Origin of the sequence: Microterricola viridarii (genome assembly GCF_900104895.1) — a bacterium.
GTDB lineage: Bacteria > Actinomycetota > Actinomycetes > Actinomycetales > Microbacteriaceae > Microterricola > Microterricola viridarii.
In genome coordinates, this window is sequence record NZ_LT629742.1 from 3279169 (window position 1) to 3293930 (window position 14762).

The following is a 14762-nucleotide window of genomic DNA, read 5'->3' on the forward strand; positions in this document are numbered from 1 at the left end:
GCGCTTGGAGTACACCCCGGATTTCGGATGCCGCGCGCGCCGCGCTTGCGTCGCCTTTCTCCGGTGCTCAGTCCAGGCCGAACTCGCCCAGGTAGACCCAGCGGCCGCCCTCGCGCACGAATCTGCTGCTCTCGTGCTGGGAGCCACGGCCATCGGGGCCGCGGTAGTAGGCGATGAACTCGACGGCGCCCTCGGCGTCGAGCAGGCCGCCGCCGCTCGTGCCCTCGATGTCGAGGCGGTACCAGCGCAGATAGTCGTCGAGTTCGAGTGCGGCCGGGCGGGTGCTCGTGTGCCAGCTGCGCAACAGGTAGTCGGCGTCACCGACGGCGAAGGCCGAGAAGCGGGAGCGCATCAGGGCCTCGGCGGTCGCGGCATCCGCCTGCCCGCGGTGCAGCCGGCCGCAGCAGGCCCCATAGGTCTCGCCGCTCAGGCAGGGGCAGCGGTCGGCGTCGTCGATCGGCCCGGCGCTCATTCGGGCAGCCCGGTCGCGACGGCGTCGCCGAGCCAGGACTCGGCCACCCAGTCGGGCCCGTCGCTGTTCAGCACGACGACCCCGGTGTTGGTCAGCACCCGTTGGGAGACGAAGGCGGCGTCGAGGTTGCGCACCGAGTAGCCGGCCCAGGAGCGCAGCATCGCGCCGTGGCTGACCAGGGCGGCGCTCTCGACCCCGGATGCCGCGATCTCCGCGATCACCTCGTCGAAGCGCCCGAACGCCTCGTGGCCGTTCTCCCCGCCGCGAATCCGGGCGTCGAGCTCGCCCGCGGCCCAGGCCATGCAGGTCTCGATGTACTCCATCACGGAGCGCCGGTCGGTGAGCATCTCCAGCTCTCCGGCGGTGATCTCGCGGAGCCCGTCGCGCACGCCCAGCTCGACGGAGCGCAGGCGCGCCAGCGGCGCGGCTGTCTGCTGGGCCCGCAGCTGCGAGGAGGCGTAGACGGCGGCGATCGGCTCGGCGCCCAGCAGCTCCCCGATCGCGCTCGCCTGCTGCATCCCGAGCTCGGTCAGGGCGGGCCCCGGCACCGCGGTGTCCAGCGCGCCGATCACATTCGAGGGGGTCTGGCCGTGGCGGATCAGAAAGAGGCGCATGGCCTCGACTCTACGCGGCACGGCTGGCAGGCCCGGCGGGCACCGCGGCGCAGACCCCCCGATCAGGTTACTTCCCGTCAAATATTGGACTCTGTGCACGAAACGGGCGATAGGTTCGTAGTTCCGTGCTCTCCCTCGGCGCCGGCCGTCGGGGCAGCCGGCTTCCCGCCCTTCAAGCAACGAGGACACCATGACTGACACCCGCACATCCCTCGACCAGCCCCGCCAGGACGAGGGCTACTTCGGGCCCGACAGTGTCAGCTGGCGCCTCTTCGCCGACCCCTCCTCGAAGCTGGGCGGCGTCGCCGCCATCCTGCTGCAGGCTCTGAACCCGCACATGATGCGCCTGTTCGACGCCGTCAGCGTGATGGACGCCGACCCACAGGGCCGGTCAGAGCGCACCGCCCGCTACATCGACACCACCATCTTCGGCGACAAGGCGCACGCGGATGCCGCAGGCCTCTCGGTGCAGCGCATGCACGCGCACGCCCAGTGGACCGACCCGGTCACGGGCGAGACGCTGCGCGCCGACACCATGGAGTGGCTGGTCTGGACCCACAACACGGTGACGTGGGGCGTGCTGCGCGGCGCCGACGCCTTCGGGCCGGAGCTGAGCGTGGCCGAGCAGGACGCCTTCGTGAAGGAACAGCACATCGCCGCGCGCTTGGCCGGCATCGACCCGGACACCATCGCCTCCACCCGCGCCGAGCTCGACGCCTACATCGAGGAGCAGAAGACCTGGATGTCGCTCTGCCTGCCGGCCGCCGAGCTCTCCCGGGCGCTGCGCAAGCCGAGCTTCCGCGGCAACCCGATCAACGTCTGGACCGGCATCGTCATCCAGGACGGCATCCTCTCGCTGCTGCCCGACTGGGCGCTGCTCCTGTACGGCGTCGCCGGCCGCCCGATGAATCTGAAGAGCGCCGCCCGCACCAGCAAGGGCATGCTCGCCGCCGCACGGCGCAACACCAGCTACGAAGATGTCATCACCGGGTTCACGACCCGGGTCGACACGCACCCGTACCGCAAGGTGCGCACCCGCGCCTAGCCCGCAGCAGCCGGCCCTCACCACACCCCACCAGCACCAGCACCAGCACCAGCATCCGCACCCGCACCCGCATCAGAGAAGTGACAATGCCCTCCGCCACCACCGACCCCCTCGGTTTCCGCTCCCTCCTGACGGGGCTGCCGCTGGCGGCCTGGCGCCAACTGCGCTTCGGCGGTTGGCGGATGCTGCTGCTCTACGGCATCCTGCAGGGCATCGTCGCGCTGATCTGCGCGCCGATCCTGCGCTGGCTGTTCGGCGAGGCACTGGCGGCGGCCGGCCTGCACTCCGTCGACATGGCGACCATCGGCGGCCTGTTCGGCACGCCCCTCTCGCTCGGCCTGCTCGCGGCGATCCTCGCCTTCGCGCTCTGCGTCGTCTCCCTGCAGCTGATGGTGCTGGTCCTCTCCACCCGGCGGGTGCGCCTGGGCGAGGCCATCACGGTCCGCACGGTGGCCGGCGACACCGCGCGGGTGCTGAAGAAGCTGTTCAGGCCCGGCTCGCTGGCCCTGCTCTGGTACCTGTTCCTGGTGCTGCCGCTGGCTCAGTTCGGCTTCCTCTCCGTGCTCACCCATGCGATCGCTATCCCCTCCTTCGTGAGCGGCGAGCTGGTCAAGACGGTGCCGGGCATGATCGGCTACCTCGCCTTCCTCGTCGTCGCCGGCATCATCAACGTGCGCCTGGCGCTCACCATCCCGCTGTTCGCGCTCGGCAACGTCGGCGGCCTCCGTGCGATGCGGGTGAGCTGGCGGATGACGAAGCGGCCGGACCTGCCGCTGCAACTGGCCTTCCTGCTGGTGCTCGTCACCTCCGGGGTCGCCTTCGCCGGCCTCGTCGCGCTCAGCATGCTGCCGACGGCGCTCACCGACCTGGTGGCAGCGGACCTCTCCCCCGGTGTAGCCGCGGTCAGCCTGGCGCTGGCCCAGTTGGGCGGGCTGCTGCTGGTCGGGGCGTCGGTGGTCGGCTTCGCGGCTGTGCTGGTCGAGCTGCTCGCCCGTGCCCGCGGCCTGTTGCCCGCCGACGTCGAGCTGCTCGACCTCGGCAGCGTGCCGGCATCCGCGCTCGAGAAGAAGGGCTCGCCCGGGCGACGCCGGGCCGGCCTGGCCGCGCTCGGCTCGCTGCTGGTGGCCACCGTCGTGCTCAGCATGGTGAACGTCCCCATCATGACCGCGATGAGCCTGCATCCGCAGACGCTGGTGCTCGGCCACCGCGGGTTCAGCGGCGGCGGTGTCGAGAACACGATCTCGGGCCTGGACGCGGCCCGCGCTGCCAGGGCGGACCTCGTCGAGATGGACGTGATGCAGACCGCGGACGGAGGACTGGTCGCCATGCACGACGCCAACCTCTCCCGCCTGGCCGGCATGTCGGTGACCGTCGCCGAGCTCACCCTGGACGAGATCACCCAGATCACCGTGAGCGATCTGCAGGGCAACAGCGACACGATCCCGTCGTTCCGCGACTACGCCCTGCACGCCCAGCAGATCGGCATGCCGCTGCTGGTGGAGATCAAGCTGCACGGGCAGGAGAAGCCCGGCTTCGTGGAGGATGTCGTCGCCGAGCTGGAGTCGATCGACGCCCTCGAGGCCAACATCTACCACTCGCTCAGCAAGCCGAGCATCGAGCAGTTGAAGCGGCTGCGCCCCGGCCTCTACACCGGGTACACCATGGCATTCGCCGGGGTCGCGGCGCCCGACACCATCGCCGACTTCATCGTCGTCGAGGAGTGGTCGTACAACACCGAGCTGCGCGACTCGGCGACGGCGGCCGGCCTCGGCATGTACGTCTGGACGGTCAACGACGAGCTGCGGCAGCGGCAGATGCTCCGCGACGGCGTGCACGGCATCATCACCGACGCCCCCGACCTGGCCGTCGGCTCGCGCGACGGGATGCACCGCGAGAGCGGGCTGGCCGCGACGCTGTTCGACGCGCTGATGCGCTTCGTCGTGGTGGTGTAGCGCTGGATCAGGCGGCTTTCGGCGTGATGTTCACCATCCAGTCGACGCCGTAGCGGTCGGTGCACATGCCGAAGGCGGCGCCCCACGGCGACGTCTCCAGCGGCACCGTCATGCTGCCGCCGTCGACGAGCTTCTCCCAGTAGCCGCGCAGCACGGCCTCGTCGTCTCCGCTCAGTGAGATCGACGTGCCGTTCTTGAACTGCTCCGTCTGCATGTGCTTGGGGGTGTCGGACCCCATCAGCACGATGCCGTGATCTCCGTCGATCTGACCGTGCATGATCTTGTCGGCCTCATCCGGTTCGGCATTGTTCGGCATCTCGCCAAAGGTGGTGAGCGTGAGGGTGCCGCCGAACACCGAGTGGTAGTACTCCATCGCCTCGCGGGCGATATCGATGAAGCTGAGGTACGGGTTGAGCACAACGGACATGATCGGCCTTTCGTCGGGGTCCCCGAGCCGATTATCGCCCTGCCGCGCGCGGCGCGCTAGTGCCGCCGTTCAGAGTGCGGATGCCGCGCGCAGGCGTCCCGGCAGGAAGGGCAGCAGCGGCGGCGTGTAGACGAGCGCGGCCGGCGGGGTCTCGGCGAAGACGTGCACGGCCGTGCCGTAACGCCACAACCGGTTGAAGACGAAGACCTGCAGAACGGCGGATGCCCCCACGCGCTCGCCCGCGCTCGGCAGCTGCCAGGTGCCGACGCCCCACTGCGCCGGCTGGCCGCGCCCGGCGATGACGACGGTCGGCTTCGAGCGCCAGCTGAACAGCGGGCGCTTCAGCGTGAGCTGGAGGCGGTGGGCGGGTTCTGCGGGCATCGCCCCAGCCTAGGGCGCTCGGCCCCTGCCCCATCGCCTACGCTTGAACATCATGGTCAGCAGACGAGAAGCAGCGATCCGCCTCGACATCCCGTTCGAGATGGCGACGCGCAACGGCATCCCCTCGCGCCTCAGCGAGGAAGAGCTCGCCGAGATCGACGCGAACCCGCCCGCCTGGCTGGCGCAGTCCCGGGCCAACCGCACCGGCAAGAAGCCGGTCTGGGTCGAGCTGACGTGCGTCATCTGCGGTTTCAGCGAGCAGGCCCGCCCGAAGAAGTGGTGGCCGGAGTTCACCTACCTGAGCTGCGACGACCACGACATGCACGAGCTGCCCGAGCCCGCCGCGGGCCTCAGCCGCAGCGAGGTCTACGGCGTCGGCAGCCGCTTCATCGGCATCGTCGACGAGCGCCCCTAGCCCTCCCCGCCGCGCGGCAGGCCGGCGACCTCATCGATCGGGGCCCGCCGCACAGTGCGGCGGCCCGGATCTGTGCAGAAGCCCCCGCTCGACGTGCGAGCGGGGGCGTCTGCCGCGGCTAGTTCGCGCGGGAGCGGAAGCTCCGCAGACGCAGGCTGTTGCCGACCACGAACACGCTGGAGAACGCCATCGCGGCCCCGGCGAGCATCGGGTTGAGCAGGCCGAGCGCGGCCAGCGGGATCGCGGCCACGTTGTAGGCGAAGGCCCAGAACAGGTTCACCTTGATCGTGCCGAGCGTGCGGCGCGACAGCCGGATCGCGTCGGCCGCGCTGCGCAGGTCGCCGCGCACCAGGGTGAGGTCGGCGGCTTCGATCGCGGCATCCGTGCCCGTGCCCATCGCCAGGCCGAGGTCGGCCTGGGCGAGCGCTGCGGCGTCGTTCACGCCGTCGCCGACCATCGCCACCACGCGGCCCTCGGCCTGCAGCTGGGCGATCACGTCGACCTTGCCCTGCGGCAGCACCTCCGCGATGACCCGCTCGATTCCGACCACCGCGGCGATCTGCCGGGCGACGGCGTCGTTGTCTCCGGTCAGGAGGATGGGGGTGAGCCCCAGCCGCGTGAACTCGGCGATCGCCTCCGCGCTCGTCGGTTTGACGGCGTCCGCCACCATGAGGACTCCCCGCGCCGCCCCGTCCCAGGCGACGACGACGGCGGTCTGCCCGCGCTGCTCGGCGGCGGCCTTCGCGTCCGCGAGCTCCGCGCCCAGCGGGATCGCCCACTCGGCCAGCAGCGAGTCGCGGCCGACGAGCACGAGGTGCCCGTCGACGACGCCCTGCACGCCCTTGCCCTCGATGTTCGCGAAGGACTCCACGGCGGGCAGCGCGCCGGCCCGCTGTGTCGCACCGGCGGCGATGGCCTGGGCGATGGGGTGCTCCGAGGCGTCTTCGACGGCTCCGGCCAGACGCAGCAACTCCTCCTCGCGCGTGCCGTCGGCGACGGTCACCGCGAGCAGGGTCATCTTGCCGGTGGTGACGGTGCCCGTCTTGTCGAGCACGATGGTGTCGACGGTACGGGTCGATTCCAGCACCTCCGGGCCCTTGATCAGGATGCCGAGCTGGGCGCCGCGTCCGGTGCCGACGAGCAGCGCCGTCGGGGTGGCCAGGCCCAGCGCGCACGGGCAGGCGATGATGAGCACGGCCACGGCGGCCGTGAACGCGGCGGCGGCCGGGTAGCCGGCGCCGAGCCAGGCACCGAGCGTCGCCACGGCGATGCCGATGACGATCGGCACGAAGATGCCGGAGACGCGGTCAGCCAGGCGCTGCACCTCGGCCTTGCCCGACTGGGCGTCCTCGACGAGCTTCGCCATCTGCGCCAGCTGCGTGTCCGCACCGATGCGGGTGGCCCGGATGACGAGCCGGCCGCCGGCGTTGACGGTGGCGCCGACGACGCTGTCGCCGGGGGCGACCTCGACGGGCACCGACTCGCCGGTGAGCATGGAGGCGTCGATGGCGGAGCTGCCGTCGACGATCACGCCGTCGGTGGCGATCTTCTCGCCGGGGCGCACCACGAACTCGTCGCCGACGGCGAGGTCCTCGATCGCGATCTTCGACTCGACGCCGCCGCGCAGCACCGAGACCTCCTTCGCACCGAGCTCGAGCAGGGCGCGCATGGCGGCGCCGGCCTGGCGCTTGGAGCGCTTCTCGAAGTAGCGCCCGGCGAGCACGAACATCGTCACGCCGGCTGCCACCTCGAGGTAGATGTTGGCGGCGCCGTCGCTCGGCCCGACGGTGAGCTCGAAGGCGTGCGTCATGCCCGGCTCGCCGGCCGTGCCGAGGAACAGCGCGTAGACCGACCAGAGCAGCGCCGACAGGGTGCCGATCGAGATGAGGGTGTCCATGGTGGCCGCGCCGTGGCGCAGGTTCACCCAGGCGGCCTTGTGGAACGGCCAGGCCGCCCAGACGACGACGGGCGCGGCCAGCACGAGTGAGGCCCACTGCCAGTAGGTGAACTGCAGCGCCGGCACCATCGCGAGCAGGATCACCGGCACCGACAGCACGATGCTGCCGATGAGTCGCTGGCGGAGGCCGCGCAGCTCGGTGTCCTGGCCGGACTCGCCCTCGCCGGCGCCGCCCCGCACGGCGGCCTTCGCTGCTTTCACGGGCACCGCCGCCGTGTACCCGGTCTTCTCGACCTCGGCGATCAGCGCGGCGACGTCGAAGCCCTGCGGCGCGCTCACGCGGGCCTTCTCCGTGGCGTAGTTGACGCTCGCCGAGACGCCGTCCAGCTTGTTCAGCTTCTTCTCGATGCGCATGGCGCAGGAGGCGCAGGTCATGCCGCCGATCTCGAGCTCGACGCTCTCACTCAGTTGCACCGGCTGCTGTTCGGCGGTTGTCATGATGCCCTCCCGGATGCCGCAGGCTGCCCGATGCCCGCGCTGTGTGTCATGGTCGGCTGCTCGGTCGGGGCGCCGGCGCCCGCCGGGGCGAGCAGCTGGGCGGCGAGGAAGCTCGCGAAGAACAGGGCGACGAGCCCGGCCACATAGAGGCCGATCTTCAGCGGGGCGGTCATGCCTTCACCCGCGCGGCCGTGTAGCCGGCCTCCTCGACGGCGGCGAGGACGGCCGCGTCGTCGAGCGGCACGCTCGAGCGGACGAGGAGTCGGCCGGTGGCGGCGGAGACATCAATGGCCTCGACGTCGCTCAGCTGGTCCAACTCGCTCGCAATCGCGCGCTCACAGTGTGAGCAGGTCATTCCGGTTACCTGGTACTCGGTGTTCACTCTTCTGCACTCCTTTCGGGATACCCCCTAGGGGTATTCTCACCGACAAGGAACATCATACCCCGCACGGGTATTCCCGCGCGGCGCGAACGCCTAGCCGAGCGGCTTCCACCCCGTCGGGGTGGTGATGAGCACCCGCTTGCTCTCGGCCGCGCGGTCCTCGGCGAGCTCGACGAGCGCCTGGCCGACGTTGGCGAACGGCAGCGTGGGCAGCCCGGGCACCGAGCCGACCTTGCCGAGAGGCTTGACGGCCGCGGCGGTCAGCGGCGGCGCCTCCTTGAGGTTCACCGGGTAGGCGATGGTGTAGGTGATGCCGGATGCCGGCAGCGCGCGCTCCGCGAGCGCCTTGTCCTCGAACAGCGGCGCCGTGCCCAACCGATAGACGAGCCGGGCCAGGCCGGAGGCCTGCGCCAGCGTGTCCCCGGCGCCGAACGCCGACACCAGCACGAAGCGCGGCACGCCGGCCTGCTTCACGGCCGCGGTCATGCGCGGCAGCACGCGCTGCATGAAGTCGATCGGCTTGCGGGAGCCCATGCGGAAGGCCGGGCCGACGGCGCTGATCACGGCATCCGCGCCCGCGAATGCCTCGACCATCGCTGCCTCGTCCTCGACGCTGCCGACGACGACGCGCACGCCGAGCAGCGGCGGCACGGATTCTGGGCGGCGCGCGAATGCGACCACCTCATGGCCGGCTGCGACCGCCGCCAGCAGGGTGTGGCGGCCGATGTTTCCGGCGGCTCCGAGTACGACGATCTTCATATGGTGCTCTCCTTCTGGGATGATTCTGGTCAGTGGCCGACGGCGGCTGCGCCGGTGACGGCGGCGAGCGCCTGCAGGCAGAGGCGCGTGACGGCGTCGCGGTCGACGCCGCCAGCAGTGGAGGATGCGGCGGCGACCTGCTCGACGAAGCCGAGCCAGCCACCGATCGCGAGGCGCGCGAGCGGGGTGTCGTCAACCCCGAGGAACTCGACCACCCGCTCGAGCTGCACGGCGTGGTTGCTCGCGGCAATCTCGTGCACGACGGCCGGCGCGGAGGCGCGCGGTACGTAGAGCTCGCGCAGGCCGCCGCCGCTGGCCGCGAAGTGGTCGAGGTAGGCCCCGAGCGCGCGCTCCAGGTTCTCGCGCGGCGAGAGTACGGGGTCGGGGGCCGTCGCCGCCAGCAGCACCTCGGCCTCCCGCCGCAGCACGGCGTCCAGCAGCGCGTCCTTGCCCGGGAAGTAGTGGTAGACGAGCGCCCGGGTGACCCCGGCCTGCTCGGCGATGTCGCGCACGGACACGGCCTCGAAGCCGTCCCGACCGAAGTGCCGGGCGGCCACGCGCAGGATCTGCTCCCGCCGGCCGTCCGGGGTCAACCGCGCGGCATCCGCCTTGTTTGACATGTGTCAAACCTAAAACACTGTTTGACAGCCGTCAAATTGAGCGCGGATGCCGTGCGGCGCTACGGCCGCAGCGACGGCAGGGGCCCTCCCCCGCGGGCGTCGGCCCACAGGTCGACCCCGGCGTCGCCGGCGAAGCCGTCGATCTCGGCGAGCTCCTCCGCGCTGAAGTCGAGCCGGTCCAGCGCCGCGACGTTCTCCTCCAGTTGGGCGACCCGGCTGGCTCCGATGACGAGGCTCGTCACCCGCTCGTCGCGCAGCGCCCAGGCCAACGCCATCTGCGCGAGCGTCTGGCCCCGGCGCCGGGCGATGGCGTCCAGACCGCGGATCCGCGCGAGCGTCGGCTCGGCGAGCATGCCGGCGCCGATCGATCCGTCAGAGGAGGCACGGGAGCCCTCCGGTACCCCGCCGAGGTACTTGCCGGTGAGCAGGCCCTGGGCCAGCGCGGTGAACCCGATCACGCCGAAGCCCTCCTCGGCGGCGACGTCGAGCAGCCCCTCGGTCTCGACCCAGCGGTTCAGCATCGAGTAGGAGGGCTGGTGGATCAGCAGCGGGGTGCCGAGCTCGCGCAGCAGCTCGGCGAGCGCGCGGCTGGCATCCGCCCCATAGGAGGAGATGCCGACGTAGAGGGCCTTGCCAGAGCGCACGGCCCGGTCGAGCGCCGCCGCGGTCTCCTCGAGCGGCGTGCCCGGGTCGGGGCGGTGCGAGTAGAAGATGTCGACGTAGTCGACGCCGAGGCGGCCGAGCGACTGGTCGAGCGAGGAGAGCAGGTGCTTGCGGCTCGCCCCGACCCCGTACGGGCCGGGCCACATGTCCCAGCCGGCCTTGGTCGAGATGACGAGCTCGTCGCGGTGCGGGGCGAGGTCGCTGGCCAGCAGCCGGCCGAAGGCGGTCTCGGCCGCGCCGTAGGGCGGGCCGTAGTTGTTGGCGAGGTCGAAGTGGGTCATGCCGAGGTCGAAGGCGCGGCGCACGATGGCCCGCTGCGCGTCGAACGAGCGGTCCTCGCCGAAATTCTGCCAGAGGCCGAGCGAGAGCACGGGCAGCTTCAGCCCCGAGCGCCCGGTGCGGCGGTAGGTCATGCGGTCGTAGCGGTCTGCAGCGGCGAGGTACGGCATGCCTCCATGCTAGCCACCGCCCGCCGCAGCCCCTCGGATGCCGCGGCCCGACGTCACCGACCGCGCACCCGGTTCGGTAACGTTGAACCTCCACTGCAGCAGCGGCAGCACAGAAACGAGACAGCATGAGCACTCCCATTCGCATCGGCATCGCCGGCTACGGCAACCTGGGGCGCGGCGTCGAATCCGCCATCGCCCAGAACGCCGACCTCGAGCTGGTGGGCGTGTTCAGCCGCCGCGACCCGGCCACCGTGCAGACCCTCCGGCCGGAGACGGCCGTCTTCGCCCAGGACGAGCTGCCCGCCCGCACCGCCGACATCGACGTGCTGATCCTCTGCGGCGGCTCGAAGAACGACCTGCCTGAGCAGTCCCCCGAGCTGGCCGCCCTGTTCAACATCGTCGACAGCTTCGACACGCACGCCCGCATCCCGGAGCACTTCGCGGCGGTCGACGCCCCCGCCCGCGCCGCCGGCAAGACCGCGCTCATCTCGTCCGGCTGGGACCCGGGCATGTTCTCGATCAACCGGGTCTACGGCGAGGCGCTGCTGCCCGACGGCGACACCTACACGTTCTGGGGCCGCGGCCTGAGCCAGGGCCACTCCGACGCGATCCGCCGGGTGCCCGGCGTCGCCGGCGGCGTGCAGTACACGATCCCGAACGAGCAGGCCGTCGCCGCCGTGCGGAGCGGCGCCCGGCCCACCCTCAACACCCGCGAGAAGCACACCCGCGACTGCTTCGTGGTCCTGGCCGAGGGGGCGGATGCCGCGGCGGTGCGCGACGCGATCGTGACGATGCCGAACTACTTCGCCGAGTACGACACCACAGTCACCTTCATCAGCGCGGAGGAGCTCGCGCGCGACCACGCCGCGATGCCGCACGGCGGCTTCGTCATCCGCAGCGGCAACACCGGCGCGGGCAACTCGCAGGTGATCGAGTACAGCCTGAGCCTCGACAGCAACCCTGAGTTCACGGCGAGCGTGCTCGTCGCCTCGGCGCGTGCCGTGCACCGGCTGAACCAGCTCGGACAGGTCGGCGCCCACACCGTGTTCGACGTGGCCCCCGGTCTGTTCTCGCCGAAGTCGGCCGCCGAGCTGCGCGCCGAGCTGCTCTAGCCCCTTCGCGGCCCTCGTTGTGTCTCGCGGCCCCGGGCATACCGGGGGCCGCGAGACATTTCGAGGGCCGCGAGCGGTTTCGGCAGGCTCAGCCAGTGGGCACACTGTCCGTATGAGTTCAGCAGAGAAGCCAGCGGAGAAGTACGACGTCAAGCGCGCCCTGAAAGCGCTGTACGCGCCGAGAGCCCGCGACTTCTCGCGCATCGTCGTTCCGCCGCTGCAGTACCTGGCGGTCGACGGGCACGGCGACCCGAACACCGCTCCCGCCTACGCCGAGTCGATCGAGGCGCTGTACGGGGTCGCGTACACGCTGAAGTTCGCGAGCAAGAAGGCACTCGGCCGCGACTTCGTCGTGGCCCCGCTCGAGGGTCTGTGGCGCGCGGCGGATGCCACGGCGTTCACCCGCCGCGACAAGGCGGCGTGGGAGTGGACCATGCTGATTCATCAGCCCGACTGGGTCACCGCCGAGATGGTCGAGGCGGCGCGCTCCGAGGTGCTCGCGAAGAAGGGCCTCGCGGCGGCCGGTGCGCTGCGCCTGCTGCGGCTGGACGAGGGCGAGAGCGTCCAGATCCTGCACCTCGGCTCCTACGACGACGAGGCGCCCACCCTGGCGCGGCTGCACGACGAGTATCTGCCCGCGCACGGACTGGCCTTCAACGGCGACCACCACGAGATCTACCTGAGCGATGCCCGCCGCACGGAACCCGCCAAGCTGAAGACGATCCTGCGGCAGCCGGTTCGCCCGAACGCAGCAGAGTAACCCGGAAACGAAAAAGAGGCCGGCATCCGAAGATGCCGGCCTCGCGCGTGGACCCTAGGAGATTCGAACTCCTGACCTCCTCGATGCGAACGAGGCGCGCTACCAACTGCGCCAAGGGCCCGTGCGGTTTCCTACGATACCACCGCTCGGCACCCAGAAATGACACCGCCCGCCCGAGACGCGCCGGAGTGGCTCAATTGGTGATGGTCGGCTCCCCGCCGGAATCGTGCTCGCCGACGAAACGGTACGGCACCGGCTCCTCGGTCTCGTGCCCGAGCCGCCAGGTGCGGGTGATCTTGCCCTCCGGCTCGTCGTATTCCGTCACGATCTCCGGCTGGTAGGAGCCGTTCACGTACTCCAACTCCAGCTCGTCGCCATGGCCGATCATGCCCGGGCCGAACAACACGGCGGTGTAGGTCGTCTTCTCGCTCATCGCTCACCTCACATCACGGTTCCGGATGCCGCAGGCCGCCGCATCCGACTGACTCCAGACCATACGCCCCTCGGCCCACCCACGGCGAGGGTTCAGCGAACAATCGACCGTGCAGCGGGCGGCGCGGACTGTGCGGCGGGGTGTCAGCCGGCGGCGCGACGGCGGCGCAGCACCGCGTCGAGATCGCCCATGCCGGGCGCCGCGTCGTTGACCATGCCCATCGCGGCGAAACGGCTGGGGATGGCGGGAGCCGAGGGCGCAGCCGGTGCGGCCGGGCGGGCGAGGGCGGTGACCGTGGCGGCGGGTGCGGCCGTCTCGGCGTCGAGTGCCGCGGCCTTCTCGAGCAGGGCGGCGCGGGCGGCGGCGCGGCGCAGCTCGGCGGCCGCATCGACGGAGGCCCGGGCGGCCGCGGCGACGGATCCGCGCTCAAGGTAGGCGGGCTTCGGCAACGGTCGCGGGGTCCAGCTCTGCGGCGCGGAGGCGCGCGGGGCGAACTCGACGGGGGTGAAGCGGGCGGGCGCGGCCGGCGCAGCGGGCGTGGCGCGGGCGATCTTCGCGGCGACGCGGCCGGCCTTGGCCAGCGAGCCCAGCGTGAAGAAGGCGGCGACGCCGACGACGAGCCCACCGCTGAGCAGCATCGCGGGCCCGCCGACGGCGGCCACGATGGCGCCGGCGATCACGGCGACGAGCGAGGCCAGCAGGGCCAGCGCGGTGATGCCGCGCGCCCGGCGCAGGGTGCGCAGCCGAGCGCGGGCGATGAGAACGGGGTTGGCGGCGACGCGGGCGGCCTCTGCCCGCACCTTCTCGATGCGCAGGGCATCCTCGGCGCGGCGGGTCGTCGCGGCGGCGGCGGCCTCGGCCTTGACCAGCTCGCGGGCGGCGTTCTCACGCTCCCGCAGAATCTTGGATTGGGTGACGGCCGCCCTGGCGGTCGCCTCGACGGCGATCTGCTGCGGCGCCTCGGCGGTCTCGGCCAGCGCGCGCAGCGTCTGCTGCAGCCGCACGGCGTTGCGTTCGCTCGTCAGATACTGGCGGCGGTGCAGCCAGGTGGGCAGCAGGTAGGCAAGCCAGAGCACGGCGGCCGCGGCCACCAATACTCCCCCACCCAGCGCATCTGCACCCATAGTCTCTAAATTAGGGGGAATGGTGCATACCGCGCGACTAGCGTGGGGCGTGTCTTCAGGTTTTTCCCAGATTGCCCCCGTTCTGGGTGTTCGCCGGCCCCGTTCAGCTGCGCGCGCGGGGCAGCGGTTGAGCGGCACGCCGGGCATCCGCCTCCGGAATCGCCGCGGCATCCATCGGGACGAGCCCGTTCTTCCAGCGCTCCAGCACGCCCCAGCGCAGCTCCTCGCGCACGAGCGCGAAACAGAAGTGGTCGCGCCAGTCGCCGTCGATGTGGATGTAGCGCCGCCGCAGGCCCTCGTAGCGGAAGCCGAGTTTCTGCACCACCCGCAGGCTCGGGCCGTTCTCTGGCCGGATGCAGATCTCCATGCGGTGCAGGCCGAGCTGGCCGAAGCAGTAGTCGGTCGCCAGCGCGACCGCCATCGGCGTGATCCCCCGGCCGGCGAAAGACTCCGCCACCCAGTAGCCGAGCGTGGCAGAGCCGAGCGAGCCATAGCTGATCGAGGAGACGTTCAGCTGCCCGGCGAGCTGCCCATCGCATTCGATGACGAAGGGCAGGCCGTGGCCGCCCCGGGCATGCGCCAAGAGATTGCGGATGCCGGAGCGCATGTCGAAGGAGCCGACACCGCCCGGGCTGGTGGCCTCCCACTTGCTCAGCCAGCTGCGGTTGTCGAGCAGCAACTTCTCGAGTGCGCGCGCGTCACGCAGGCGGATCGGGCGCAGGGTGACTGCGCCCTCCCGCAGCGTGGGCAGCACCATTG

General features: G+C 71.3%; 18 protein-coding genes and 1 tRNA gene. 5 read left to right on the forward strand and 14 right to left on the reverse strand.

The genetic code is table 11. From position 1 onward, the window contains the following. Positions 1-67: 67 nt before the first annotated feature. The gene (locus BLT62_RS15010) at positions 68-472 is read right to left on the reverse strand and encodes a YchJ family protein (RefSeq protein WP_083364787.1); all 405 of its coding nucleotides are present in this window, start codon (positions 470-472) and stop codon (positions 68-70) included. Further along, the gene (locus tag BLT62_RS15015; protein ID WP_083364788.1) at positions 469-1086 is read right to left on the reverse strand and encodes a histidine phosphatase family protein; all 618 of its coding nucleotides are present in this window, start codon (positions 1084-1086) and stop codon (positions 469-471) included. The genes BLT62_RS15010 and BLT62_RS15015 overlap by 4 nt, the downstream gene beginning before the upstream one ends. Before the next feature lie 190 nt (positions 1087-1276). Between BLT62_RS15015 and BLT62_RS15020 the strand changes: the two genes are divergently transcribed. Next, complete coding sequence (locus BLT62_RS15020; protein ID WP_083364789.1) at positions 1277-2131, forward strand: oxygenase MpaB family protein; 855 nt, start codon at positions 1277-1279, stop codon at positions 2129-2131. Positions 2132-2217: 86 nt separating this feature from the next. Then, complete coding sequence (locus tag BLT62_RS15025; RefSeq protein ID WP_083364790.1) at positions 2218-4083, forward strand: glycerophosphoryl diester phosphodiesterase membrane domain-containing protein; 1866 nt, start codon at positions 2218-2220, stop codon at positions 4081-4083. Positions 4084-4090: 7 nt separating this feature from the next. On the opposite strand, the gene BLT62_RS15030 is transcribed toward BLT62_RS15025, so the two are convergent. Both BLT62_RS15030 and BLT62_RS15035 read right to left on the reverse strand, forming a co-directional pair. Continuing rightward, complete coding sequence (locus tag BLT62_RS15030) at positions 4091-4510, reverse strand: VOC family protein (RefSeq protein ID WP_083364791.1); 420 nt, start codon at positions 4508-4510, stop codon at positions 4091-4093. A 69-nt stretch (positions 4511-4579) separates the two neighbouring features. Further along, positions 4580-4891 carry a hypothetical protein gene (locus tag BLT62_RS15035; RefSeq protein ID WP_083364792.1) on the reverse strand — a complete coding sequence of 104 codons (312 nt, stop codon included), beginning with the start codon at positions 4889-4891 and terminating at the stop codon, positions 4580-4582. Positions 4892-4943: 52 nt separating this feature from the next. On the opposite strand from BLT62_RS15035, the gene BLT62_RS15040 reads away from it, so the two are divergent. Continuing rightward, positions 4944-5306: a hypothetical protein gene (locus BLT62_RS15040; RefSeq protein ID WP_083365514.1), complete on the forward strand. Its 363-nt coding sequence runs from the start codon at positions 4944-4946 to the stop codon at positions 5304-5306. A 118-nt stretch (positions 5307-5424) separates the two neighbouring features. Here BLT62_RS15040 and BLT62_RS15045 read toward each other — a convergent pair whose 3' ends face one another. The 6 genes from BLT62_RS15045 to mgrA all read right to left on the reverse strand — a co-directional run bounded on the left by BLT62_RS15045 (position 5425) and on the right by mgrA (position 10574). Continuing rightward, positions 5425-7701: a heavy metal translocating P-type ATPase gene (locus BLT62_RS15045; RefSeq protein WP_083364793.1), complete on the reverse strand. Its 2277-nt coding sequence runs from the start codon at positions 7699-7701 to the stop codon at positions 5425-5427. Further along, the gene (locus tag BLT62_RS17755; RefSeq protein WP_156786381.1) at positions 7698-7874 is read right to left on the reverse strand and encodes a hypothetical protein; all 177 of its coding nucleotides are present in this window, start codon (positions 7872-7874) and stop codon (positions 7698-7700) included. Before BLT62_RS17755 ends, BLT62_RS15045 begins: the two co-directional genes overlap by 4 nt. Continuing rightward, positions 7871-8083, reverse strand: a complete 213-nt coding sequence (locus tag BLT62_RS15050; protein ID WP_269457786.1) for a heavy-metal-associated domain-containing protein — start codon at positions 8081-8083, stop codon at positions 7871-7873. Before BLT62_RS15050 ends, BLT62_RS17755 begins: the two co-directional genes overlap by 4 nt. 93 nt (positions 8084-8176) lie before the next feature. Then, on the reverse strand, positions 8177-8842 hold the full coding sequence (locus tag BLT62_RS15055; protein WP_083364794.1) for an NAD(P)-dependent oxidoreductase: 666 nt from the start codon (positions 8840-8842) through the stop codon (positions 8177-8179). Positions 8843-8871: 29 nt separating this feature from the next. Further along, positions 8872-9462 carry a TetR/AcrR family transcriptional regulator gene (locus BLT62_RS15060; RefSeq protein WP_083364795.1) on the reverse strand — a complete coding sequence of 197 codons (591 nt, stop codon included), beginning with the start codon at positions 9460-9462 and terminating at the stop codon, positions 8872-8874. 59 nt (positions 9463-9521) lie between these two features. Beyond that, a complete protein-coding gene (gene mgrA, locus BLT62_RS15065; RefSeq protein ID WP_083364796.1) occupies positions 9522-10574 on the reverse strand; it encodes an L-glyceraldehyde 3-phosphate reductase in 1053 nt (350 codons plus the stop codon). 125 nt (positions 10575-10699) lie between these two features. Here mgrA and BLT62_RS15070 point away from each other — a divergent pair, with 125 nt between their 5' ends. Both BLT62_RS15070 and BLT62_RS15075 read left to right on the forward strand, forming a co-directional pair. Further along, positions 10700-11686 (forward strand): diaminopimelate dehydrogenase, encoded by a 987-nt coding sequence (locus tag BLT62_RS15070; protein ID WP_083364797.1) that lies wholly within the window; start codon positions 10700-10702, stop codon positions 11684-11686. Between the two features lie 112 nt (positions 11687-11798). Next, complete coding sequence (locus BLT62_RS15075) at positions 11799-12446, forward strand: GyrI-like domain-containing protein (protein ID WP_083364798.1); 648 nt, start codon at positions 11799-11801, stop codon at positions 12444-12446. Between the two features lie 48 nt (positions 12447-12494). Here the strand turns inward: BLT62_RS15075 and BLT62_RS15080 are convergent. The 4 genes from BLT62_RS15080 to BLT62_RS15095 all read right to left on the reverse strand — a co-directional run bounded on the left by BLT62_RS15080 (position 12495) and on the right by BLT62_RS15095 (position 14760). Next, positions 12495-12567, reverse strand: a tRNA-Ala gene (locus BLT62_RS15080). A 72-nt stretch (positions 12568-12639) separates the two neighbouring features. Continuing rightward, positions 12640-12879, reverse strand: a complete 240-nt coding sequence (locus BLT62_RS15085) for a hypothetical protein (RefSeq protein ID WP_083364799.1) — start codon at positions 12877-12879, stop codon at positions 12640-12642. Positions 12880-13022: 143 nt separating this feature from the next. After that, positions 13023-14003 carry a hypothetical protein gene (locus tag BLT62_RS15090; protein ID WP_083364800.1) on the reverse strand — a complete coding sequence of 327 codons (981 nt, stop codon included), beginning with the start codon at positions 14001-14003 and terminating at the stop codon, positions 13023-13025. Positions 14004-14106: 103 nt separating this feature from the next. Beyond that, entirely contained in the window at positions 14107-14760 is a 654-nt protein-coding gene (locus tag BLT62_RS15095; protein WP_083364801.1) for a GNAT family N-acetyltransferase, read from the reverse strand. Between the last annotated feature and the right edge of the window lie 2 nt (positions 14761-14762).